At 45.5% G+C, this 23,853-nt stretch carries 24 protein-coding genes; 12 read left to right on the forward strand and 12 right to left on the reverse strand.

Features of this window, described 5'->3' with window-relative positions; translation table 11 throughout:
• Window positions 1-36 precede the first annotated feature (36 nt).
• Both GF309_11775 and GF309_11780 read right to left on the reverse strand, forming a co-directional pair.
• Window positions 37-1,002, reverse strand: a complete 966-nt coding sequence (locus tag GF309_11775) for a hypothetical protein (protein ID MBD3159461.1) — start codon at window positions 1,000-1,002, stop codon at window positions 37-39.
• A gap of 128 nt (window positions 1,003-1,130) precedes the next feature.
• Window positions 1,131-1,970: a hypothetical protein gene (locus GF309_11780; GenBank protein MBD3159462.1), complete on the reverse strand. Its 840-nt coding sequence runs from the start codon at window positions 1,968-1,970 to the stop codon at window positions 1,131-1,133.
• A 90-nt stretch (window positions 1,971-2,060) separates the two neighbouring features.
• Between GF309_11780 and GF309_11785 the strand changes: the two genes are divergently transcribed.
• Window positions 2,061-3,008, forward strand: coding sequence for a hypothetical protein (locus GF309_11785; protein ID MBD3159463.1), 948 nt, complete (start codon window positions 2,061-2,063; stop codon window positions 3,006-3,008).
• 16 nt (window positions 3,009-3,024) lie between these two features.
• Here GF309_11785 and GF309_11790 read toward each other — a convergent pair whose 3' ends face one another.
• Window positions 3,025-3,825 carry an SDR family oxidoreductase gene (locus GF309_11790; GenBank protein ID MBD3159464.1) on the reverse strand — a complete coding sequence of 267 codons (801 nt, stop codon included), beginning with the start codon at window positions 3,823-3,825 and terminating at the stop codon, window positions 3,025-3,027.
• A 164-nt stretch (window positions 3,826-3,989) separates the two neighbouring features.
• Here GF309_11790 and GF309_11795 point away from each other — a divergent pair, with 164 nt between their 5' ends.
• From GF309_11795 to GF309_11805, 3 genes are all read left to right on the forward strand, one after another.
• Complete coding sequence (locus GF309_11795; GenBank protein ID MBD3159465.1) at window positions 3,990-4,982, forward strand: hypothetical protein; 993 nt, start codon at window positions 3,990-3,992, stop codon at window positions 4,980-4,982.
• Between the two features lie 65 nt (window positions 4,983-5,047).
• Complete coding sequence (locus GF309_11800) at window positions 5,048-6,772, forward strand: 2-oxoacid:acceptor oxidoreductase subunit alpha (protein ID MBD3159466.1); 1,725 nt, start codon at window positions 5,048-5,050, stop codon at window positions 6,770-6,772.
• Window positions 6,773-6,786: 14 nt separating this feature from the next.
• A complete protein-coding gene (locus GF309_11805) occupies window positions 6,787-7,665 on the forward strand; it encodes a 2-oxoacid ferredoxin oxidoreductase (protein MBD3159467.1) in 879 nt (292 codons plus the stop codon).
• Window positions 7,666-7,683: 18 nt separating this feature from the next.
• On the opposite strand, the gene GF309_11810 is transcribed toward GF309_11805, so the two are convergent.
• Window positions 7,684-9,030: a reductive dehalogenase gene (locus GF309_11810; GenBank protein MBD3159468.1), complete on the reverse strand. Its 1,347-nt coding sequence runs from the start codon at window positions 9,028-9,030 to the stop codon at window positions 7,684-7,686.
• A gap of 107 nt (window positions 9,031-9,137) precedes the next feature.
• On the reverse strand, window positions 9,138-9,620 hold the full coding sequence (locus tag GF309_11815) for a hypothetical protein (protein MBD3159469.1): 483 nt from the start codon (window positions 9,618-9,620) through the stop codon (window positions 9,138-9,140).
• 190 nt (window positions 9,621-9,810) lie between these two features.
• Between GF309_11815 and GF309_11820 the strand changes: the two genes are divergently transcribed.
• From GF309_11820 to GF309_11835, 4 genes are all read left to right on the forward strand, one after another.
• On the forward strand, window positions 9,811-10,239 hold the full coding sequence (locus GF309_11820) for a hypothetical protein (GenBank protein ID MBD3159470.1): 429 nt from the start codon (window positions 9,811-9,813) through the stop codon (window positions 10,237-10,239).
• 233 nt (window positions 10,240-10,472) lie between these two features.
• Entirely contained in the window at window positions 10,473-10,817 is a 345-nt protein-coding gene (locus tag GF309_11825) for a 4Fe-4S dicluster domain-containing protein (GenBank protein MBD3159471.1), read from the forward strand.
• 23 nt (window positions 10,818-10,840) lie between these two features.
• Complete coding sequence (locus GF309_11830) at window positions 10,841-12,118, forward strand: acyl-CoA dehydrogenase (GenBank protein MBD3159472.1); 1,278 nt, start codon at window positions 10,841-10,843, stop codon at window positions 12,116-12,118.
• A gap of 95 nt (window positions 12,119-12,213) precedes the next feature.
• Window positions 12,214-12,384, forward strand: coding sequence for a hypothetical protein (locus GF309_11835; protein MBD3159473.1), 171 nt, complete (start codon window positions 12,214-12,216; stop codon window positions 12,382-12,384).
• Between the two features lie 8 nt (window positions 12,385-12,392).
• On the opposite strand, the gene GF309_11840 is transcribed toward GF309_11835, so the two are convergent.
• Complete coding sequence (locus GF309_11840) at window positions 12,393-12,950, reverse strand: nitroreductase (GenBank protein ID MBD3159474.1); 558 nt, start codon at window positions 12,948-12,950, stop codon at window positions 12,393-12,395.
• Window positions 12,951-13,057: 107 nt separating this feature from the next.
• Here GF309_11840 and GF309_11845 point away from each other — a divergent pair, with 107 nt between their 5' ends.
• The 4 genes from GF309_11845 to GF309_11860 all read left to right on the forward strand — a co-directional run bounded on the left by GF309_11845 (window position 13,058) and on the right by GF309_11860 (window position 16,429).
• A complete protein-coding gene (locus GF309_11845) occupies window positions 13,058-13,420 on the forward strand; it encodes a hypothetical protein (GenBank protein ID MBD3159475.1) in 363 nt (120 codons plus the stop codon).
• Window positions 13,421-13,485: 65 nt separating this feature from the next.
• Window positions 13,486-14,631 carry a hypothetical protein gene (locus tag GF309_11850; GenBank protein MBD3159476.1) on the forward strand — a complete coding sequence of 382 codons (1,146 nt, stop codon included), beginning with the start codon at window positions 13,486-13,488 and terminating at the stop codon, window positions 14,629-14,631.
• A 138-nt stretch (window positions 14,632-14,769) separates the two neighbouring features.
• On the forward strand, window positions 14,770-15,504 hold the full coding sequence (locus GF309_11855) for an MBL fold metallo-hydrolase (protein ID MBD3159477.1): 735 nt from the start codon (window positions 14,770-14,772) through the stop codon (window positions 15,502-15,504).
• 22 nt (window positions 15,505-15,526) lie between these two features.
• Entirely contained in the window at window positions 15,527-16,429 is a 903-nt protein-coding gene (locus GF309_11860; GenBank protein ID MBD3159478.1) for a hypothetical protein, read from the forward strand.
• Here the strand turns inward: GF309_11860 and GF309_11865 are convergent.
• The 6 genes from GF309_11865 to GF309_11890 form a co-directional block, all read right to left on the reverse strand.
• Window positions 16,426-17,454, reverse strand: a complete 1,029-nt coding sequence (locus tag GF309_11865; GenBank protein ID MBD3159479.1) for a hypothetical protein — start codon at window positions 17,452-17,454, stop codon at window positions 16,426-16,428. The two genes, GF309_11860 and GF309_11865, sit on opposite strands and share 4 nt — an antisense overlap.
• A 17-nt stretch (window positions 17,455-17,471) precedes the next feature.
• Window positions 17,472-18,134: a DUF47 family protein gene (locus GF309_11870; protein MBD3159480.1), complete on the reverse strand. Its 663-nt coding sequence runs from the start codon at window positions 18,132-18,134 to the stop codon at window positions 17,472-17,474.
• A gap of 203 nt (window positions 18,135-18,337) precedes the next feature.
• Window positions 18,338-20,119 (reverse strand): alanine--tRNA ligase, encoded by a 1,782-nt coding sequence (locus tag GF309_11875; protein MBD3159481.1) that lies wholly within the window; start codon window positions 20,117-20,119, stop codon window positions 18,338-18,340.
• A 123-nt stretch (window positions 20,120-20,242) separates the two neighbouring features.
• Window positions 20,243-20,758 (reverse strand): hypothetical protein, encoded by a 516-nt coding sequence (locus GF309_11880; GenBank protein ID MBD3159482.1) that lies wholly within the window; start codon window positions 20,756-20,758, stop codon window positions 20,243-20,245.
• Window positions 20,759-20,969: 211 nt separating this feature from the next.
• Window positions 20,970-22,271, reverse strand: coding sequence for a hypothetical protein (locus GF309_11885; protein MBD3159483.1), 1,302 nt, complete (start codon window positions 22,269-22,271; stop codon window positions 20,970-20,972).
• A gap of 97 nt (window positions 22,272-22,368) precedes the next feature.
• Window positions 22,369-23,844, reverse strand: coding sequence for a hypothetical protein (locus GF309_11890; protein MBD3159484.1), 1,476 nt, complete (start codon window positions 23,842-23,844; stop codon window positions 22,369-22,371).
• Window positions 23,845-23,853: the final 9 nt, after the last annotated feature.

A 23,853-nucleotide genomic window follows, 5' to 3' on the forward strand; every position in this document is an offset into this window, starting at 1 on the left:
TGCTCCGGATTTTTGTCTTCTAAACTATTTGAGGGTTCATCCTTTGCGCTTGACTGCTAGGATGACCAGGACAACTAGTGTAATGCCGCCACCAAGGATTGCCAACTGAGTGTAGTCGATACCTAAACCACCATCTCCAGGTCCGTTGCCGGTGGTCTCGCCACCGTCACTTACAGTGGAGACTCCGATGGTTGGATCGTATTCTAGTGTCTCGTTGCCAAAGTATTCGAAAGCCAGATAGACTGACTTACCAGATTCTCCTTCGGGACCTTGACCGTATGTTCCGCGGACCTGAACTTGATGTTCACCCGCAGAGGCTTCCTCAGCGTATTCCATGAAAGCTCCACCGAATTCAAACTTATTACCTTCTTTGGCAAATTCTGATGGTTCACGGTTGCCTTGGTTTTCCCCATGTTCACTTTCAGAGATAGTGAACTGAAAGACAAGGATTGAATCCTCTTGAGCCCACTCCCAGCCATCAACTACGAGGTCGAACTTCATCTGGTCAGGGTTCTCCATGTCCATATGCACTCGAATCTGAATCGTTGCATCGAAATCAGGTCTGCCTGGTCCTGGAGCATCACCCGGAGTGGTGAATGTCTCAGTAGTGGTGAAATTGAAGTGGACCGCAGTGATATTTCCGCCACTATCTTCCTCAGTCTCGAAACCACTGAATTCCCATCCACTAGACGGTAGTGCGAAGGGAGCACCTACAACGCTGTCATTTTCTGGATCATATGACCCGTCAGTATTGTTGTCAGTAGCCTCAAAGAGCTTCAGGAACATTACATGATAGTCTGCCCCTGGATCACTAGTATTCCACCAATGAAAATGCGGGACCTGGTTCATTGCTGTCACTTTGACAGAGATTTCATCAGTACTCAGCTCAACCATACCTTGGCTATGCTGATATTGCATTCCGTTGCCTTGTGCTGTCACAAGCGGCAATGATGCCACCAGCGCAAACAGAGCCAACGCCATGATTGTTTTCTTGTGCTTCATCATCAATCACACAAAATGATTACTCAAATTGGTATATAATATTTTAGTTCGATATTTGTGTAAATACCACCTCGAGATTCCTCGAACTCCTTTCGAATCTCCACGAAACAGTGTTCTACTGCAATTGACTAAAATGACGCGGTGGCAAGTATGGCCAAAAGAACAAGGTTTGCATTTGTAGAAACCAGTGTAACAATTGCAGCTCGAGAGATACGAACTTCTTTCGCTCTTGCAACCGATACAGTAAGAATCAGTGTACTCCATGAAATGATGAACGTAAGGAGCAGAGTAAGCGGCCAACCTGTAAGTGCCTGCGTTGGAGGGCTAGAATACCAAAGAAGCTCAACAAAAGTATGCGGAAGGTATGATAGAGGAACGGAAAGAAAGAGTGCTGGATTGTATTCTCGTTTTCCCAATACAGGAATCGAGATTGCTTCGACAACGAGATATGTCAGTATCCAAGACAGAATAGATGCCAGAATTGTCATTCCTGGTTCAAATGTCCCCTCTAAAAAGAACAGAAGGAATGGAAGTAACCCGACTTCTGAGGCCAAGTAGCCATATCCACCTAGAAGAATCAACATTTCAAGGACAAATCTGTATGGATCCTTCTGCACTCTTCCAATCAACTTATCTAACGCTATTAGTTCCACTGCTTTTTGAGCTGAGGATTCCTTGCCCTCGTGGTTAGCTGCCCAGAATAGTTGATCTTCTCCTTGCTGGATGAGTTTGTATGCTGCCTCTCCTAGTTGTGTGAGGGAATACTGCTTGTTTCCGCCTTTTTCTAAGAGGGGTTCATCCGCCTTCAGGAGGATATCGAGATGATGATAGAGAGTACCGGCCTCTACTCCCAACTCTGTTAGGTCCGTATAGCTTATTTCTCGATGATTTCCAGCCATGAGGATGATTTTTCGCCTGATGGAGTGTGAAAGTGCATTGAACATCTGATCCATCAATTCACTATCCATCTCGAAGTCTCACCTTTTGTTTGGCCAGCTCGTATGCTTTCTATCAAGAAGGTTTATTGGCTAATTCCTAATGAAACTATATGTTGTAAGATGCGGTCGCGTGCTATCCTCTTATGGGTTCTGTCCCTCACGGTATTGCTGGGACTCTTCCCTTTGGCTTCCAGAGGCAACAACATCTTCTACAGTCTTGGTGCGCAAGGATTAGACTGCGAAAATGGTGCATTCAGGCTCATGCTCAGCAAAGATGGTGGCCCGCATTATCGTTTCTTTGATCGTATAACGAACAAAACGGAATATCATCTGAAACTCGTTCGTCTTTTCGAGTTCGAAGATACAAACGGAGATGGTGTTTATTCTCAGGTTTCTGATACCATCCTTCCGCCTCCGATTAGCTTACAGAGTGGTAATTGGGTATTCAAGGACTTCACCTATGAGGAGCAGAATGGCTCCATTCAGGAGCTTCAATTTCACCTGAACGGTAGCGATTTCTCCCCTGCTCAAACATCGCTCAAAATAGGTCTTCGGCACTATGTTGATGCAACAAACACGTCAATTGTGAAATTCGACATAATCATTTCCGGATGGCAGTGGTCGAGAGGAAATAGCGGACTTTGTCTAGCCGGAGTTGTTGGGTCAAGTGCTCGTGGAAATGGTTCTATCTCAACACCTAACACCACCCAGAAGTCCACTATGATAGGTTTTGAATCTGCTTTTGTTTCGTATCCTGCCAATGCATCTTTCGATTCCAATTTCGCGCAGGTGAACGTATCCGTTGGAGGTTTTCCTGAACAAGGTGATGGCCAAGGTGTGTTGTTCTGTTTTCCCAACTTTGGTGATAATCAGCTGTCCTATGATCCCACAATTGGCTTGGAAGAACTGTCCACTACCACAACAACTACCACTTCATCTCCGACAACTACCACTATCACTACCACAAGGCCTCCTTCAAGCATACTTGGGGCTGAACGCTTCCTGCTCCTAGCTGCTGGAACAACAGCTGTCGTTGGTGTATTGGTTTTGGCCGCTTCGCGAGATTAGCCAGCTGTAGCAACCATCAACTAATTTCTATGTCATCCCGGTCGAAAAGAACCCGGCCCTCCATTCCCCCTGCAACTGTTATGGTTTCTCCACTTATGTGTCCGGCCATTACATCCGAGGCTAGCATCACCATAACATTTGCAATATCTGAAGGTGTTGCAACCTTCTGCATTGGGATAGTCTGCAGTATTCTTGTCATAATTTCAGGATCCTGTAGAGTTGATTCCGCCATGGGTGTCATGGTCCATCCAGGATTCACAAGGTTAACTCTCCCATGTGGAGCCAGCTGCACGATTTCGTTCTTCAAGCTCATCATCAATCCGTGCATTGCTGCCTTTGAGGATGCATAGTCCGCATATTTGGCTTCACCAAAGAGCCCTGCTGTCGATCCCACTAAAATGAGCGAAGCCGAATCGTCTGGATGTCTCTTGAGATTCCTGAAGAAATGTTTCGCACAAAGAAAAACGCCTGTAAGATTGACACTCATGGTTTCTTGCCATTGCTCAAGTGATATCTCATGGATCTGCGCAGGACCATGAGCAATACCCGCATTGGCAACTAAGACATCTATTCGCCCAAACTGGGACTCTGCTTCAGCAAAGAGATTCATTACAGAATCTTCATCTGCAACATTGACTTGTATAAGAGCGACTCTGTTTGGTTTCCTTTCATGTAACTCTTCTAATGTTTCGCGGTTCGTGTGATACGTGGCTGTTACTTTGGTACCTTCACCGAGAAACGCTTTGAGAGTTTGTTTGCCGATTCCGCCGGAAGCACCAGTCACCATGATATGTTTATCTTGAAGACCCAAGTTCATGCATTTGACCTCAGCAGTACAACAGAGTATAGTATCTAATTGAAACAAAAGAACAATGCTTGAAATCTATATGGTTCCTACGATTCTGATTCAACCTAAAGAAATTAGAAGGCTGTTATCTTCTAACCAAGCTATCATCTAATCGCGATAAGGGGCCCGACTACATGGAAGTGAACAGAATCCTATCGATTTGGAGGCCTGGTATGTATCACGGCTCTCCCAGAATGCGCAACTATTTCGAGGGTTGGTATTTCAAGCTCGTAGACCAGTCTGAAGAGACGATTTATGCAGTGATCCCCGGGGTCTCTTTCAGTAATGGTGGTAAACCAAATCATTCGTTCATACAGGTACTCAACGGACAGACTGCGGAATCACAGTATCATAGATTCACTGTTGAAGATTTTAGGTATTCAAAGACGGCTTTCGCCATATCCGTTGGCAGAAATCACTTCAATGCAGATGGAATCTCGCTTGATTTACAAGAAGACCAAAACAGGATTCAGGGGTCGCTTTCTTTCGGGGATCTAATTCCTTGGCCAGTTTCCCTCCTTTCACCGGGCGCAATGGGTGTTTTCCAGTTTATCCCTCGTATGGAATGCTATCATGGTATTCTCGGCTTTGATCATAGGATTGATGGAACCCTCAATATTGGAAAATCAGAGATTGATTTCACTGGCGGTCGTGGATACATCGAAAAGGACTGGGGAGCAGGCTTTCCAGAAGCTTGGATATGGATGCAAAGCAACCACTTTGAGGAAACAGGTGTTTCCTTCACCTCTTCCATCGCCAAAATCCCTTGGCTAGGTTCCAGCTTTGCGGGCTTTCTTATTGGCCTACTTTATGATGGAACTGTCTACACTTTCGCTACGTATACCGGTGCACAAGTAACCAATTTGAGAGTCTCAGAAAACGAGGTTCGCTTCTGGGTTTCTGATACCACTCATGGTATCATGGTACGTGCTGCACGTGCTCAGGGAGGAGAGCTTCGATCACCTGTTTTAGGTGAAATGAGTGGACGGATTATTGAGAGCTTGACTGCTCATATTGACATTCGATTCTACAGGTTTGAAGGAAATGAAACAAGGCTGCTATTCTCAGGGACTGGTCGGAATGCAGGTCTCGAGGTTGTTGGTGATACCAATGAGCTCATCATGTAGCCTATTGTTGTTGTGTTTTCATTACTCTTAAGAGCATCAGAGGAAATTGATGAACAGATATAGGAGTGACTAGCTTGAAGAAGGGAATCTCCATCGTCCTATCGGGTGCAGCGGGTCAGGGAATAGCAACTGTTGAAGATTTTTTGGTTTCTATTTTGAAACGTTCTGGATTCAATGTCTTTTCAACGCGTGAGTTCATGTCGCGTATTCGCGGTGGAACGAATTCAACACAGATTCGTGTGGGAGAAGGCAATATCTATTCGTACTCAGAACAATCAGATATTGTCATTCCACTGAACAAACGAGCACTTCCCCACCTGAACAAATACGGCCGGATTAATGATTCCACACTTGTTGTTGGTGAAGCAGAAAACATCACCAGCGACATACATCTCCCTTCGAATCAGATTCTTGAGGTACCATTCACGGGTATAGCCGAAGAAGTGGGCGGCAGAATCTACTCCAATACAGTTGCCGTTGGGCTCCTTGCGGCGGTTTTTGATGTCGATGAAGACATTGCAACAGAGTACTTGACTGAGCGATTCGAATCGAAAGGCGAAGACATTGTCAAGGATAATATTCAGGCATACCGGCAAGGTCACGAAATCGGTGTATCGAAGCTTGTAGAACGCATAGATGCAATCGATGTTATTTCTGACGAGTCGGTAAGGGATCATATGCTGATAAACGGTGGTGAAGCTGTAGGTCTCGGGGCTATTGCAGGAGGCTGCAATTTCATCTCGTCTTATCCGATGTCGCCCTCAACAGCTGTTCTCGTCTTTCTGTCCAATCAATCTCAGGAATTTGGCATAGTCGTGGATCAAGCTGAGAGCGAGATATCTGCTATCAACAAGGGCTTAGGTGCCTGGTATGCTGGAGGCAGGGCGATGGTAACAACCTCTGGTGGGGGTTTCGCGCTAATGGTAGAAGGCCTCAGTCTAGCTGGGATGATGGAAAGTCCTATGGTAATTCATCTTGCGCAACGTCCCGGGCCCGCAACAGGCCTTCCAACCAGAACTGAACAGGGCGACCTTCTTTTTGCGCTCCATGCTGGTCATGGCGAGTTTCCGAGAATCATATTAGCTCCAGGGACTTTCGAGGATGGATTCCACCTTACGCAGAAGGCCTTCAATTTAGCTGACGAATATCAAGTTCCCGTGATAGTACTAACAGATCAGTATCTGATGGATTCGCATGGTAATATTCCGGTACTGGATCTTTCTGACATTTCGGTTGAGAAACACATCCAGAAAACAACTGGCGATTATACGCGCTACGAGATGACCAATAGCGGCGTTTCGCCTCGTGGGATTCCTGGATATGGCGAGGGTCTTGTGGTTGCAGATAGTGATGAACATGATGAAGCGGGTCACATAACCGAAGATCTGGATTTGCGAATCGAGATGGTTGATAAGCGAATGAAGAAGAAACTAGAGTTGCTTCGAGAAGCAGCTATACCTCCAGAATATGTTGGTCCCGAAGAATACGATGCTCTTGCTATTGCTTGGGGAACTAATTACAATGTTGTTGTGGAAGCGCTTGAAAGAGCGGAGAGAGACGATATTGGTTTTCTTCATTTCAAACAAGTATATCCACTTCACGAAAGCGTCTCACAGTATCTGAATGATGCTGATCGAGTGGCTTTGTTGGAAAACTCTTCCACGGCACAATTCGCAACTGTTCTTTTGAATGAAACAGGCTACAAAATTACCAAAGAAAATTGCCTTTTGAAGTATAGCGGATTGCCCTTCTCTGTCGAAGAGGTTACGAGATTCTTGGAGGAGTTGTAAGGGAGGCTATGAAAATGAAAGCAGACGATTTCGAAATTATGGATGACGTTGATTACGATATTGCTTGGTGTCCTGGATGCGGAAACTTTGGAATACGAAAAGCTCTCAAAGATGCGCTGGCTGAGCTGGACATATCTCCACAAGAACTGGTGATGGTCTCAGGCATTGGTCAAGCTGCAAAGATTCCACATTATGTTAAAACAAACGTATTCAACGGACTGCATGGTCGGTCTCTCCCATCAGCCTTGGCAATCAAGGCATCCAATCCGAACCTCACAGTTATTGCTGAAAGTGGCGATGGTTGTATGTATGGAGAGGGAGGCAACCATTTTACGCATACCATTCTCCGTAACCCGAATATAGCCATGTTCGTGCATGATAACATGGTGTATGGATTAACCAAAGGTCAAGCCTCACCTACAAGCCAACGGGGATTTGAAACTTCGTTGCAAAAAGCAGACCGTGGTGGCTGGACCAATACCCAGTTCAATCCACTTGCCCAAGCTATTTCCTTAGGCGCGTCTTTTGTAGCACGAGCTTTCATTGGTGACCAAGAGGAAACAAAGGACTTGATGAAGAAGGCTATCCGACACAAAGGCTTCGCATTGCTGGACATCTTGCAACCATGTGTAACCTATAACGATGTTAACACATATGGCTGGTTCAGCAAGAATACGTACTATCTTGATGATGCGTATGATGCAACCGATCAGAATGTAGCATTCGAGAAGGCATTAGACATGAGTAAACTTGCTCTTGGTGTGTTCTATCAAGACCCCTCAAAACCGACCTTCTCAGAGACATCTGGGGTATATGATGCAGACGACCGCCCCCTCTTCAAGCGAGACCTAGATAAAGACAAGCTGGAATCTCTGATTGCTTCCATGAAATGAATCTTCGGCTTGTAGCATCTACTCGTACTGCTGCCATGCTTTCCGAGAGTTCTCCTGTACACCGTGACCTAGTAAATTATCGAGTCTAACCAAGAATCCATTGAGCTGGGGGATATGCTTGGCAATCCAGTGGATTATCCGTAGCTGAATACCGGGTTCCCTATTATATGGACAGGAGCGGATGCAGTTAGAGCAATCACCACCGTTCTCAATCCAAAATTCGTAACAGCTTTCTACATCGACATACCACTTGAATACACCTGGATTGTTAGAACGGGTTTCGCCTTTCCATGTTCGCTCCCTGCCATAGGGAATTGATTGAGACGGACAATGCTTTGCGCACTTGTCGCAGATTTCACAGAATCGGATTACTGATTCACAGAACTGATAATCGGGCTGGTCAGTCTCTAATGGCATATCTGTTAGAACCTTGCACAACCTTACACGAGGGCCGTATTCCTCTGTTATCAAGAGCCCGTGTCGACCATATTGCCCCAGTCCTGTATCAATAGCTAATGGAACGCTTAATCCCACGTCATTCCCACAAGGAATAGCGTTGTACCCCAATCGGTTAATAAACGCAGAGAGCATGATTTCGACAAAAGCCATCTTGGAGTACCCTAAGACCGAGGCCGCCGCACATGGCATCGCTGGTGAAGTGTTGATACCTTCATAGTCCATCTCGATAGCCATGACTATCGCTCTAGCGTATTCTTCAGGGACATTGTATGGTTCCCCCTTTCTATTGGTGCTATAGAGCCAATTTCTATCGAGTTCTGCGACCCCGACAAGGTCAGCTCCAAAGAATTTAGCTGCTTTCTTGACGAACCTGGTGATTCCACTCCAATTTCCTTCTATTTTCCCTCTTTCTTCTGAGGGTTGGGCCGTTGCAGGTGTGATTTTGTGTCTATTATCATAAAGTTTCCAAGCAGCCATAACGAGCTCATGTTCTATTCTTGAGTAGCCCGGCAAATCCTTTGCTATCATCTCATGAGCTTTGGAATACACAGACTGCTTGTAACAGCTGAATGATTTGTCATTAACTACGCGTGCGAATATGTTGTCTTTCTCAGGAAAGGGAGTGTATTCATCTGAAACATGGTAAGGTGATTTCTTTTGTCCATGTTTTCCATCATCTTTGGATGTTTTCGTTCCTTTCTCTTTCTGTGGAAACTGTGCGATTGCATCTGTGGGGCAGGCTCGTATACAGCTTAAACACCCGGTACACTTCTGCTCATCAATGACTGGATATCCTACTCCCTCATCGAAGGTCAGAGGAGCATTTTTCGTGTGAATCATTTCGCAAGCATCTACACATTTCAGATTACAGACTTGTGGATTGCACAGCTCTTCCTCTACAAACACCTGATAGACCTCATCATTGGCTGGCTATGCTGCAGCGAAGCAACTGATTAATGAATTGTTCATGGAATGAAATGCTTAGAGTAGCGACAATGGATTTGTCTTTGGAGCTAGCCCGATGCTTTCCATAGAATACGTGGATAGAGATCGACGAGAACCTGTGGCCAATCTCCAATTGAGCGGAGGAAAAGATCCGCCTTCAAAGCAACGTCATCATCAATTCTTAGTTCATCCAATTTTGGACATTCGAATAATGGCGAGATATCCACACTCTCTAACGGATTCATATCCAGCGCAAGCTCTGTAAGATTCTGACAATCGGCTAAAGGCGAAAGATCAATTCTCTTAATGAGATTATCAGAAAGACTCAGCATTTCCAGTTTCTTGCATTTACTCAACGGGGATAGATCTAATTCGCCTATTCTGTTATGACGAAGACACAGTACTTCCAGATTTTCAGCCCAGACAAGTGGAAGCAAATCTATCTCTGCGATATCTCGAAGGTCTAAGTTAATGACTTCCTCGTCTGTATCAAATTCTACTTTCTTGTCGATGCCTGCTGCCGTAGTATAGGCGATGAACATATCCGCCAAGATTTGGAGACCTCCGTTACCGATGCTTCCTGATGCGGCGTTACCGATTCATATGCATGTTCACTTAAAACTCAACCTCTCTCAAATCCTATAGAAATTATTAAGACTGATCCGTTTTCTATAGATTAAGCAAAACTCTCATATCACTACAGACCAATTGAATAGAGTCTAACTCATGAGATGAATTACTATGACTAATGACCCCCTCAAAGATGCTCTGGAACAGATGCCTGTTGATTTTCTTAAGCACGCTCTAGATGCTTTCCCCATGGAGTTCTCGATTATCGATGCTAATGATGAGGTGCTGTTTTGGAATCAACACGAATCTCGTATCTTCCGTAGACCATATGGTGTGCTTGGACGGGATGTTCGAAATTGCCACCCTGAAAAGAGCCTAGACAAGGTACTGGACGTTATTGAAGCCTTAAGAAGTGGTGAACGTGATCATGTAGATTTCTGGATCGACCTTCCGGAGGATGATAAACCCCGAAAGCTGTTTATTCGGTACTTCGCTATTAGAGATGACGAGGGCAACTACCTTGGGACTCTTGAGGCTACTCTGAACTTAACGCCGCTACAGTCCATTACTGGCGAGAACAGGCTTGGTGATTTCAAATAAGAGCGATACGCTATTGCGGGTTTGGTTTCAAGAATAGGCAAATCTTACAAAAATCCTAAAAAATCCGAGCGGAAGAGTGTGAATATCTGTAATATTCGACAACTTATAGAGTCTTTATGATTTCGGGTTTTTTCTGCTGGCAGGAAAAGGATGGAACACAGAAGATTCATGCAGTTCCTAGAGCTGTAAGAAATGGGTTATGTCTATAAGCCTGAATCCGCACACCACTTTTTGTGACTATAGATTCCGACTACCGCGAAACATGGCGTGTGATAGATCGCCGATATACTTGCGATGTCTGGCAACATCCCGAAGAAGATGGTGTGATTTATGGCACCCGAGTGGGAATTCACAGAGATTCTTGCACATTTTGTATGAAGTGCATCGATGTTTGCCCCACTAATGTCTTTGAGTATCAATCTGATTCTAATGGATTTAGAGTAGTGGTTCCCACTAGGGAAGATGATTGTATAGACTGTTTGGCGTGTGAGATGGTCTGTCCTACAGATGCAATTTCAATTGAATCGCGTGCGGGGTCAGAATCAACCCTCAAGGCTTTATTGGATGGTGAGGAATAACTCAGGTCAAGAGGCTGAGCTGGTTGTTTGATGTTGTGCTCACAGAAGAGGAGAAAGCAATAAGAAACGAAGTACGCGAATTTGTTCGGGATCAGGTGGACAGGTCACTCATTCTCGCTATGGATTCAAAGGAAAAGGAATATCCATATGAATTCATTGAGGCCGCTGGAAAGGCGAATCTGCTTGGTTTACGATTTCCTGAAGAGTATGGCGGAAGGGGACTCGATTGGACAAGTGAGCTTGTTGCGTTAGAAGAAATTGGGGTTCTTGGGATTGCCCTAGGATGTGCCTATTCTTTGCCTTCAATTGTAGGCGAATCTCTAGATAAATTCGGTACTAAGGCTCAGAAAGAGGAGTACCTTGCACCAACCTTGGCTGGTGAAAAAATCTGTGCGGAAGGCCTTACCGAACCTCGCAGTGGATCTGATTTCTTTGGCACCATAACTACGGCAGTTAGAAATGAAGACGGTTTCTTGCTAAATGGTGAGAAACGATTTGTAGCCGGCGGTGTTGGAGCTGACTACTTCTTGATTTATGCGAAAACAGATTTCGAAGCACCACCTCACAAGTCGCTGAGCGCATTTATCGTTGAGCGCGATTCTGGAATAGAGGTCAATGAGGAATATGAGCTGATGGGCTGTAGGGGTATGGGCGCAGCGCGAATTTCTATGCAGGATGTCCAGATTCCTGCGGAGAATCTTATTGGTGAGCTCAATAATGGTGCTGCAGTATTCAATGCCATGATGGTTCCTGAAAGGTTAACCTCTGCAGCTGGCCCTATTGGTATGGGTCGTGCAGCTTTGGAGATAGCAGTACGCTATGCTGACAAACGTGAAGCCTTTGGAAGAGCATTACGGAAGTTCGAAGGGATTTCCTTCAAAATCGCGGATTGCGCCACCAAACTAGACGCTGCTAGGGGTCTGGTATACCGTGCTGGAAAGGTTGCTGATACTGGTCAATGGTGTAGAAAAGAGGTTTCTATGGCAAAAGCATTTGGCACTGAAGCTGGACTGGAAGCAGTGGATGAATCAATGCAAATCCTTGGCGGCATCGGCTATACTGACGTATATCCCATTGAGCGCCTGTTTCGGGATGCACGACTGGCTACGATTTGGACCGGTAGCAACGAGGTTCAGAGGCTCATAATTCAGAATGAAGTCGTGAAAGAGGTGCTTTCTGAAGACACTTCAATGAAACGAAACATCGAGATGGATACACCTGGGGCTCATAAAGAAGAGGAAAAGGTGTTCAAGGAAAATCCAAAGAAGTATTATCCGTCAGATATGCGTGAAGAAGGCTGAAACCTCCATAGATACTACCTTAACAACATTGCATTTGCCATAAAACACTAATACGGAGGTTGTTAACAATAGTTAAAAGATATGGTGTTATCACGATGACAAAAATGGTTTGCAAAATCTGTGGAGAAGAAACTGATGTACCGGTACATTGCGGAAAGGAGATGCACAAGGAAGGGGATCAGCTAGTTTGTTGGATGGGGTCGGCATGTGGTGAACAGCCAATCCCTCAACATTGTGGAGAAACCATGATGGTACAACGGGGCTGAGAAAAACTCTACCAACCGTTCCGGTGGACAATCTCTGATAGTGTCCTTCTGCTGGAACGGGATTCTTCTTTTTTCCTAGTCTCAGCATCAAGTTTATCCAAGTCGTCCTGATAGCCAAAGAAGACCACTGTGGTGATTCGGAAATCATCTGGAATCCCAGTAATCTCTTTGAGCTTGGCTTCATCCCAACCTGCTGTGGGATGTCCCATCAACCCAAGATGAACTGCTTGGAGTAACATATTTTCAACAGCTAATCCACAGTCCATCATGAAATACGGTAAGCCGTGTGCTGGACATCCAGCATCCTCCTTGGCGGCAACGATTATCATAACGGGCGCGTCCTTGGCCCAGCTATTTCCTCTGCTCAAACCTTCATGGGCTTCGGTTAATGCTTCTTCGTCTGCGAGTACAACGAAATTCCATGCTTGTGTGTTGCTACATGAAGGTGCCCAGCGTCCAGCCTGCAAAATGGATTGTAGTTTCTCCTCTGCAACAGGTTTGTTTGAATACGCTCTACCGCTATGGCGTTCTTTAATTTCTTCGAGTAGAAGTTCTGATGAATCCATGATATTTCCCTGTTCAGAGTAGAATCAATAAGTAAAACTTTATCGACCTCCCCGTTCTGCTAGTTAGACTGATGAACAAAAGAACACTGTAAGGGAGATTTGCTGAATTGCAGTTAATTGCTATCATGGATGCTGTAGTAAGCTTGGCATCAATTTTTCTAGGACTGGGGTCAGGTTATGTCATTGGTGGTCTCAAGGATGCCGGGCGATTGGAACGAATAGCGCTTGGCGGATTGATATCGATTGTTGGCGGTGTGTTAATCTCTTTGCTATTTGGTACGTATCTTATGATGCGTCTACCTCCAATTCCCTTACAAATTGCTGCGTTTGCTGTGGGTACAATTGCAGGAGGAATATGGCACTGGCAGACTCCGGTTACCAGAGATCCTAAGCGCCATATTATCTTCGAGCTTGATGATGATGAAGAGTTCGAACGGGAAATCGAAGAAGCTTTTGAAACCGAAAAATAGCCAAGTATATAATTCGGGTCCCTCATCTTCTAGCAAGTCACGTCTACCATGGAGGCACCACCAAATTGTTGTCTAAATCTGGAATCGCTCTAATACTGCTCGGAATCTTGGCTGCAACAGTGCTTGTTTCCCCTACTACTGCTCAACCAGCTGGCTGGAGTGGGGATGATAACCTGGCTTTCCAGCTTACTGTAAATGGCGTTTCGGCAGCCGAATCCGATGCCAACAATCCAATTCCCGTCGATGCTCACGAGGACATAAACATGCTCCTTGAGATACAGACTGGCGACAATCTGACTCTGAAGAGCGGTCTCTTTTCAATGAAATATCTCGGCTTTAACATCCTTGAACAAGATTTCAACATCGATACTGTGGTGCCTGCTGGAACTACGGTGGATATCTTGAATTCCACTATCCCTACCAGCGAGTTGGTTTCATTTGGCAATATCAGTTTGGTAAGCGGAACGTTAACAGGTAGATTGAATCTCACTTATTCTCTGCTTGAATCACCCTCTGAGAACACTACTGTATCAGAAAGTTTTGTTGTTAGACTGGGTCCCACGGGGGCCGCAGCAATCTTCTCTGTAAGTGGACTATTGACTGCGGGATTCACCGTGATGTCAATCTTTTCAATCCTTCTGGCACTTGATGAGTTTCAGCAGGGAATACTCGGAGCTATGAAGGTTCGAAGCGCTGAAAGTGATGATGAATTGCGCTCTTTTCCAAGACCCGTGATATTGAGGCGAATCAAAAAGGATCGGGAGAAAATTTCGAAAAATGAGCTGATTGAACGTGTTCGGAAAGTCATTGAGAATGAATGGCATCCACGAGAAGAAGCGGCGGAAATGGCCGATAAGGTTTCAGCGAAGGCTCCTCGAGCTCTGAATATCGTAGGGTTTGGATCCAAGGTTCCAGTTGGTACTCTTGCAAAGAAACTTGACTTGAAACCAGATGAAGGCGGTGCACTTGCCGCTGCTCTGACTGACCTAGGAATTCTCCAGACAAAGACTGTGAAAGTACCACTTTTCAAGGTGATGTTGGCTGGGGCCACTCTTGCCGGATCTTATGTTAGCTGGAATCAAATATTCGGCGGTGTGACACCTTCTTGGGTTGATGTGCTTCTACTTACAGCTGGTGGCTTGGTCGTATCCGTCCTCATTGCCTACATCTTCAAATGGTTGGCAAGGATGCCAGAACTAGGATATGAGTAGAGGACCCATGTTTGGGAATCATCCCAATTGCCGAGAAGTTGTGATACTCGAGCTCAGCAACGAGTGCTTCCAAAACTATGATAATATGGTGGGTCTTTATTATTATCAGATACTCTCGGAGAAAGGAAACTACTGACTATGACACGTAAAGAAGAGGCTATCAAATGGGAAAATGATGATATACGAGTTCTTGTGCCCTATTCAGCAGCGGGTATCAGTACATCGATCGCCATTGAATCGAAAAAGCAACAAGATATTTTGGTAATTGACGCTGGAGATGGTACTCTGAGAGACCTTTTTGAAATCTATGGGCAGTCAATAGTTGATAGGCTAGTAGCAATGGCCATAACCCATGGCCACTTCGATCATATGGGGGGATTACATAGCATACTCGGCTTTCTTAGAATGCTTGAAAGAACCGAGCCTATTGATATTTTAGCACCTTATGATTCGATTGAAGTCAAAGGTTGTGTTGATACCTTCAAGAACTGTTATTCTTCCACAACCGACTTTGATATTCGATTACAGGAATTGCGGCCAAATGCTGAATTTACTACGGACCTCTTCACTGCAAAGGCTTTCGAAGTAGAACATTTTGGGAAGGAATCACAACCACCTGGATCATTGATGCCTAGCTTCGCATACAGGCTTCAAATTCACGGTACTACTATAGCCTATAGCGGTGATACAAAGATATGTGATGGCGTGCGAAATGCAATTGACGGAGCTGATTTGGCACTTGTTGAAGCAACGCGAAAAGAAGAACCTGAGCGCGATTTTAGGGTCCACCTTTCAAAAGATGAAGCTGTTTCATTGGGTCAGCTAGCCAAAGAATATGTTTTGATCCATCAATTACCCCATGACAGTAAGTAGCATTGAACTCGGATAGATTTCTATGATGAAACTAGACGGCGTGATAGTAGATGCCCGAGTTGTTGAGCTTGCACTTGCATATCTGGCGTCACCTAGAGAATCTGTTCTCTCTGAACTAGCATCCTCTCCAGGCGCCATAAAGACACATGTTCATGCTCGCCGCTTTGGGAATACAGATGATTCCGCTCTTGATTTTTGGAAATCCATTTTGGATGACGCCAGCAGGGATCAACCCGGTTGTGAAGAACGCATTCAATCAAATCTTGCCTATTTGGAATCCCACGAATCTACAGTTCTTAGTGCAATCCGAGAAATAGAGGAATATTTGCCTGTGAATTACAAGTTCCAAACCCGCTTGAATCTTATTCTGGGCTATGATATCGGGATTGTTTCACAAGGAGAAGCCATGTTGAATATTGCTCATTCTCATTTCTCACATGACAGAAGGGAATTAGTTTACCTGATTATGCACGAGCTCCATCATGTTGCCTATACTGACTATCATCCCATCTACTCGCTAGATGAGTTGGAAACCACAGATGATTTTGTGCGGATTATTCGATATTCTACACACTTAGAAGGGTTAGGTGTTTATGCACCACTCAATAGACGTATTGAAGAGAATGGCCTTGGACATGAGGATTATCAGTTTCTACTTGATTCCCACGAGTGTAGTTCTCGGGTTGAGAAATACTTCGAAATATTTGAGGAACTAAACAGAGAAGACAACCGTGAGTTGAAGGATTCCGACTTCGAAATCATGGACCAAATGAGCGGTAAAGGGAGTAGACTCTGGTATGTTACCGGCGCACATATGTGTAAAGTGATTGATGAAGAGATTGGTCGGAAGGCCCTAACGAACACTATCATCGATGGTCCCGATAGTTTCTTTGAAACATATAGGACGACTAGGGACCGCCACTAAAATAGGAGATTAATCACATACAAACATCCCATGGCGAAGCCTGCAGATATAGGAACGGTAATGATCCATGAAATGATGATGTCTCTAATCTGTTTCTTCTGTATGTCGGTCTGTTCTACCCATCCTACTGCAATGAGTGCAGCAACCAGAACATGGGTTCCACTCAAAGGGAGCCCCAGAATCGTCCCGATGAACATAACGATGGATACTGCTACACTTGCAGATAAAGCGGAAGAAGGTGAAAGGCTAACAATTTCCGTAGATACTGTTTGAATCACTTTTCTGCCCACCACTATCAGCCCAACCCCCATTCCAATTCCTCCGATTAGTAGTGGAATTACAACTCCTGGGATAGCAAGAACTCCAATATAGTATACGGTGTTGAACTCCGGGAGCGCCACAAGTGGAGCAATTGCGTTGGCGACATCATTGCCACCCCTGCTAAGAGAAGTGATAATCAGGAATATTGCCAAACCGTAAGCTGCTATCTGTTCCTGCCTTTCACGTGCATATAATCCACTAGCTCGATGCTGAGCTTTTCGTATGACGAAGAAAAATGCGGCAGCAATCACGAAACCAATCAGCGGCGAGACAATCCACCCAAGAAATACCTGAAGGAGAACCCAGGCATTTACGCTGTGTAATCCCCAGCCTTGCAATCCGATAAATGGTGCGATGACACATACACCAATTACAGAACCTACTACACACTGTGTCGTGCTGATGGGAACTCCATGTGATACAGATGCCAGGATCAACCAGATTGCCATGGATATGAGAATAGCGCATACCATCTGCATCGTAAGAGTTCTTCCGCTTATCAATTCTGAACCTACTTTCTCTGATACTGCACTACCCATGAATACAGCTCCTATTATATTCACGATAGCGCCGAGCGAAACCGCGGTTCCCAGCGAAAAGACATGGGCTCCTACAGCTGGACTCATTGTTTCATCATTGCTTCCAATTGCGAAAGCCACAAAGAAACCGATTGAGAGCAACCCGACTAGGGCGAGAAATGCCACTGCTAACCCTCCAGCCCCTACGAGTATTTGACAGCGAGGGCACGAATGAAATCAGCACATTTCTCTGCAGTTATCGCCACTTCGAGAACGGCTCTTGCAACAATACGTAGATACTGAAGCTCAGTAGGATTTCGTTCCGTATCTGATAACAGATGGCCAAGGAATTCGAATTTGATGTCCCTTGCTTTTTCCCGCACTTTAGAAACTTCATGGGAGTATTTGACCGATTTCTCAAAATCTTCAAAGAGGTACTTGATGGCGTCTTGAAGGATATCTGTCGTTTTCCAACATTTCTCCGCAATATCTCTAATTTCTGAGGGCGGTTCGATGTCCTTACATATGGCCATTATCCGGATGGCTTCTTCTGCCGCATCGACGATATTATCCATGAGGTTAGTTAGTGTGTGTCTTTCTTGGGTTTGCTGAGGTAGATATGCACGCTTCGAAAAGATGTTTTCAACAAGCCGGTCTCGCATCTGATCACTTTCTCGCTCGATTACGATGATTTCATGTCTAATTTCGAGCAAGGTCTCGATGTCTCCGTAACCCCAGGACCTAGAGGCAACGCAAAGCTTTGCACTGGCGCTTTGTAGAGCTTTACTCAAATCCAAGATTATTTCGTCTGCTTTTTCCTGAAGATCCTTTTTTCCTACACCGAATATTCTTGAGAATGTTCCCATTTCTGGTCACTTCCATAGTACGTCTACATTACATGTGCAATCTTGGCTTGGATGCTACAACTCAGCGAGAATGGCTCGCGATCATTGCGATTACTCTCTGAATGAATCTGAGCAGAGCCAGTTTGCATCTCTGTCTTCATAGATTGCCTTTTGAATATAACCCTATTTGAGAGTTGGACTGAATTGTTTTGCCATCTGATGAATTAGTCCTTATCCTGTAGGAATGCATAGATTCTAACAAGACCTGCACCGATGCTCTCCTGTTTTGATATCCTGAAGTGCCCTAATTCTCCGGTTGTATCTACATGAGGTCCGCCGCAAAGCTCCTTGCTAAAGTCTCCTACAGAATAAACAGATACTCTGTCCCCATAGCTTTCCTTGAAGAAGGCTAAGGCTCCCTGTTCAACGGCCTCATGATACGGCATGAATTCGTGTTTCACGTCCCTATCCTTCTCAATCTGTTCATTGACCAGTTGTTCAACTTCTTTCAGTTCTTCATCCGTAAGCTTCCGGGGGAAGGTGAAATCGAATCTCAGCCGCTCTGCGGTGATATTGCTGCCATTCTGCTTTACTTTGTCACCCAATACTTTCCTTAGTGCTGCCTGTAAAAGATGTGTTGCGGTATGGAGTTTCGTTGTCTCCTCACTATGGTCAGCCAAACCGCCCTTGAATTTCTCTTCGGCACCTGCTTTCGATACTTCCTTGTGCTCTTTCTGTTCCTCACGGAATGTTTCCATGTCTATATCAATACCTTCCTCAGCAGCCAGTTCCTTCGTCATTTCGATTGGGAGCCCAAAGCTCTGGTACAGCAGTGCCGCGTCTTCTCCAGTTATGGTGCCTGTATTCTCCAAAATGCGATTGAACTTCTTGAGCGCACGGCGAAGCGTCTTGCTGAATTTCTTCTCTTCTCGTTCAAGATTCTTCATGATGAAGTCCTTATTTCGTTCCACCTCATCATATGGCTCCTTGTAAATATCGATTACAAGCTTTGCAAGCTTCTTGGTGAAATCCTGTGATATCCCCAGTTTGCCCGCATGCTGTATACTACGTCGTATAAGTCGTCGCACAACATATCCATGCTCTTTGTTTGACGGGATGATTTTGCGGTCATCTCCCATAATCATGACGGCTGCTTTGATGTGATCAGAGATGATTCTTATTCTACGGATGTCTTCGTCTGAGAATTCTTCCTTTTCGCTCATTGATTTGATTTTCTCAACAAGTGGAGCCATATTCTCAATTTCGTATACTGTTTGCTTTCCTTGAAGCATAGCGGCTGTTCTTTCAAGCCCCATTCCTGTGTCGATGTTTTTCTGGTCAAGGACTTCATATTTGCCACCCTCAGTCTTGCTATATTCCATGAATACATCGTTCCACACTTCTACGAAATGGCCGCAGTTGCATCCCGGTTTACATTCCGGACCACATTTCGGAATCTCTTCTACTTCGATGAACATCTCACTACAGGGTCCGCATGGCCCCGTCTTTCCTGCTGGCCCCCACCAATTGTCTTCTTTTGGCAGATAATAGATGCGTTCTTTTGGTACACCAATTTCTCTCCAGATTTCTGCGGACTCTTCATCCCTTGGGGCGTTTTCGTCTCCCTCAAACAGGGTCACGTAGAGCTTCTCTGAATCGAATCCCAGCCAGTCATTTGATGTGAGAAACTCGTAGCTCCATCGAATCGCTTCTTCTTTCCAGTAATCACCTAGGCTCCAGTTACCAAGCATCTCGAAAAAGGTGAGATGTGTTGTATCACCCACTTCTTCGATATCGGTGGTTCTGATACATTTCTGGCAATTCGCAAGTCGTGTTCCCATCGGATGCTTTTGTCCCAACAGATAGGGTACGAGCGGATGCATACCTGCTGTTGTGAATAAAACGGTAGGATCATGTTCAGGCATAAGTGAAGCAGATCCTATGATGGCATGGTCTTTCTCTTTGAAGAACTCAAGATACTTGTTCCGCAACTCATCTACGCGCAATTTGCCATCACCTATGTATCAATCTGCCAAGAATTTTGTACGATTTTAACGCTTATGATTTGGTGTTTGCGAAAATCCACAATGCATTCAACTGTCAGAGGATACAGTTTCCTTCATGTTCAGCTACAACAGTATAAGGCCCGAAGGTGTCATCCTGTAGCGATGAATTCTCTCGGGAATCCAAGGGTAGCGATCCAACCAATCGAGGAAGCGGTCATTCGAAACAATATCGGCGTTCTTGCGTTTAGCGAGACGCAAAATCATCGCATCGTCATCTGTACCGCTACTAGCCTCCAAGACTTTCCTCCGTCGCACAAGGGCATCAAGAACGCCTGGGTCTTCTACTTTGTACTTCAGAGCAGCTGAAACAACAGCTATGGGTTTGTATCCTGCATTTCTAAGACTCCGATCTGCTAAGGCGATGTTCCTAGCCTGTGGTGTCCCACTATATGACAAATAGTACGCAACGTTATTACCATCCACAACAAGTTCTCTTCTGCTCCGTGTCCGATGTTCACGCTGCTGGTTACGCCTTCTGCAGACCCGTACGTGCTTGTCAAGTTCATATCGGTCAAACAACCTTCCGCAGTAAGGACATCTTGCTCTCTTTGGCACGGTTATACAACCACGATGATTCAGGGTGGACCATCACTCGATTTGGCCTCTTTTCCTCTCTAAAACAGTTACGTTTCGTAAAAATCCCTGAACATCCCAGAAGACAAACTTCAAGTAAACGAGTTACTAGTTATCTCTTGAATAGAGCAGCTATTCATTCAACAAAGGCGTCCAGGCTCCGTTTGTGTCTACCCTCCCGGCGGACATGGCGGGCATGGGCGCCACCCTGCTTTCTCTACAAGAAGAACGATATGAGCAGCAACCATCCTGTTCCTACGGCGAGATGGATCAAACCTACCAGCGTCCCAATTTTCACGAATTCTATGAACGCTATGTGGTTGCCTTCCCTCTCAGAAAATCCAATCGCTACCATGTTGGCGGGAGATCCGAGTGGTGTGAATATATACCCCCCAATGTTAACAGCAAAAACTAGAGCAAGAGGGAGGACAGGGCTTATGGCTGTGAATTGATTGGCTATGGGTGCCAGCACTGCTGAAACAGGGAGGTTATCCAGAAAAGCAGATAGAATCGCGGGAATCCATATCATGAATACTGTTGCTATCACGGGGTTATCTCCAACAATCCCTGCTATGCCCACACCAAGATCGTCGATGATTCCTGTCAGTTCTAAGGCTGATACGAGACCGAAGAGGCCCACAAGAAAGAAAACTGTGCTCCAACCAACTTCTGACAAAAACGCTGTAGCCCTATCATGTGCAAGAATGAGCAGGGCTGAGGCAACCATTAGGGCTATCATAGATGGTTGAATCTGTAATGATGGCCCCAGTGCGAAGCCAAGCACCAATATTCCAAACCCAATGACAGAGGCATAAAAGTCACGCCGGCTCTTTATCATGGTTGCTGGGTCTACCCTGAATAGGAGGTCTACATGCATGGGGTCTGCAGTCCCAAACTCCTTTTCGTAATACTTCATGAAAATTGGGAGCGTGATCAGAAGCAGAATTACTGCAAGCGGCATGAAAACGATGAAGAGCATACCCGCATCGAGATTCGTCTCTCCTGCAATTACCAGATTTGGGACGGCTCCCACAATCGATGGAATCGATGCGAAATTACACACGATCGCCTCGGAGATGAGATAGGGTTTGAAGTCTATATCCAGGGCCTTGCAGACTTGGATTGTAAGTGGGGCCATGATGAGCATGGTTGATGTGGTATCGAGGAAGAGAGAAGTAACAAACACAAAAATGAGGAATGTTCTGTAGAGGTCTTTGTGCACACCTCTGCTCGGCTTTGAGAGCGTCAGAGCTAGGAACTGGAATACCCCGGATCCACCTGCAACAGCAACGATGATCATCATCGCTGTTACAAACATGATGGTGCCCCATTCAACATGTTCCAGCAAGATGACGAATGTTGGTGGATTCTCGTAGCCTAGTTGAAAGGCAGCCCAGAACACAACACCGATGATGGTCATCCCCAGCAGGGACATCCCTGTGCGATTGACCTTCTCGGTTGAAATAACAAGGTACGTGCCCACGAAGACTGCCAATACTGCTATAGCTAGAGCATCCATTTCTTCTCACTCGGTGGATTGGGTTCGTTCTTATCTGATTATCGGCCTAACTAGGACTAAAACCATTGTATTGCTTGCTGCAAAGGATATCCTATTCTTACCGTGATAAAATTCCTCGAACGCGATTTAACAATCGGGTTAGTATCCCTTCCCGTTCTTTTTCTGATGGTTTCCCATTTCCTCGCAGGTCCGGTAAGATGATAACCAAGAATCCTACAACACAGATTACGACACCACCGAGAAGGATGGGAAGCAGACTGAAGAATTCAATCAACAGAATCCATACAACACCGAAAGTTAGATGGAACACACCAGCCAGGGTTCCTGCTTTGGCAAAGTCGGCGAATGAAATGGGGTCGTGTTCTCGTTCGGATGCTGCAATGGCGACCATATTGCTGGGGGATCCTAGTGGGGTGAGTATATTGCCGCCAACGTTCACTGCATAAACGAGTGCGAGCGGAAGAAGGGGACTGACTGCAGTGAATCTCAGGGCAACCGGTGCAAGCACAGCTGAAACCGGTAGATTGTCGAGAAAAGCCGAGAGTACCGCCGGGATGGTGACCATGAAGACGACTGCTATAACTGTGTTGTCTCCAATCACATCAACCAATACATCCCCTAGAAGATCGATGATTCCTACAATCTCCAATGCACCGACCATGCCAAATAAGCCAACAAGGAAGAATATTGTGCTCCATCCAACCTCTTCGAGGAACTCGTTTGCTCGATCATGGGCCAGAATCAACAATCCTGCAGCAACAAGAAGAGCGACCATCGATGCCTCGATACCCAGTAGCGGCTTCAGAATGAAGCCTGTGATGAGCACAGCGAAAGCAATAATGGACGCGTAGAAATCCCGTCGCGACTTTATCATGGTAGCAGGTCGAATACGAAAGAGGAGGTCAACCCGCTGGGGGTCTGTTGGAACAAATGCATCACTGAAATAGCGTGTGAGAATCAACCATGTAACGAGAAAGAGGATAAATGAAAGGGGCATGAAGGTGAGGAACAGATTCCCCGCGTCAATGTTGGCTTCTTTTGCTATGACGATATTAGGTACTGCTCCCACGATAGACGGAATAGAGCCGATATTGGCTACTATTGCTTCAGATATCAGTAAGGGTTTGAAATCCATATCGAGTGCTTGACAGACCTGCACTGTGAGAGGAGCCATTATGAGTATCGTGGATACGTTATCAACAAACAGCGATATTGCGAATACGAAAAGCAAGAATATTGTGTAGAGTTTCTTGTACACTCCTTCACTGGGACCAGCTAGACGCAGAGCAAGGTACTGGAACATCCCCGACCCACCTGCAACAGCAACCACGATAAACATGCTTGTCACAAAGAGGATAGTAGGCCATTCTATGGTCTCGACAACGTGCACGAACGAGATATGTACATCTGGCACAAGCGTACTACCGATCCAGAAGACGATTCCCACAAGGGCTAGCCCCAGGAGACTGGTGCCTGTTCTATCGACCTTCTCGGTTGAAATTGCAGCATAGATTCCAATGAACACGACAATGACTGCAATTGATAACAGGTCCATCATATCATTCCTCAGCATATAGGGATG

The organism is Candidatus Lokiarchaeota archaeon (genome assembly GCA_014730275.1).
Classification (GTDB): Archaea; Asgardarchaeota; Thorarchaeia; order Thorarchaeales; family Thorarchaeaceae; genus WJIL01.

Bases quoted from the DNA above. Each gene is read 5' to 3' on its own strand.
- GF309_11780 (MBD3159462.1), bottom strand. From the start codon at position 1,970: ATGGATAGTGAATTGATGGATCAGATGTTCAATGCACTTTCACACTCC.
- GF309_11890 (MBD3159484.1), bottom strand. From the start codon at position 23,844: ATGCTGAGGAATGATATGATGGACCTGTTATCAATTGCAGTCATTGTC.
- GF309_11835 (MBD3159473.1), top strand. From the start codon at position 12,214: ATGACAAAAATGGTTTGCAAAATCTGTGGAGAAGAAACTGATGTACCG.
- GF309_11860 (MBD3159478.1), top strand. From the start codon at position 15,527: ATGATGAAACTAGACGGCGTGATAGTAGATGCCCGAGTTGTTGAGCTT.
- GF309_11820 (MBD3159470.1), top strand. From the start codon at position 9,811: ATGACTAATGACCCCCTCAAAGATGCTCTGGAACAGATGCCTGTTGAT.
- GF309_11885 (MBD3159483.1), bottom strand. From the start codon at position 22,271: ATGGATGCTCTAGCTATAGCAGTATTGGCAGTCTTCGTGGGCACGTAC.
- GF309_11840 (MBD3159474.1), bottom strand. From the start codon at position 12,950: ATGGATTCATCAGAACTTCTACTCGAAGAAATTAAAGAACGCCATAGC.
- GF309_11795 (MBD3159465.1), top strand. From the start codon at position 3,990: ATGGAAGTGAACAGAATCCTATCGATTTGGAGGCCTGGTATGTATCAC.
- GF309_11855 (MBD3159477.1), top strand. From the start codon at position 14,770: ATGACACGTAAAGAAGAGGCTATCAAATGGGAAAATGATGATATACGA.
- GF309_11775 (MBD3159461.1), bottom strand. From the start codon at position 1,002: ATGAAGCACAAGAAAACAATCATGGCGTTGGCTCTGTTTGCGCTGGTG.
- GF309_11790 (MBD3159464.1), bottom strand. From the start codon at position 3,825: ATGAACTTGGGTCTTCAAGATAAACATATCATGGTGACTGGTGCTTCC.
- GF309_11785 (MBD3159463.1), top strand. From the start codon at position 2,061: ATGCGGTCGCGTGCTATCCTCTTATGGGTTCTGTCCCTCACGGTATTG.
- GF309_11805 (MBD3159467.1), top strand. From the start codon at position 6,787: ATGAAAGCAGACGATTTCGAAATTATGGATGACGTTGATTACGATATT.
- GF309_11870 (MBD3159480.1), bottom strand. From the start codon at position 18,134: ATGGGAACATTCTCAAGAATATTCGGTGTAGGAAAAAAGGATCTTCAG.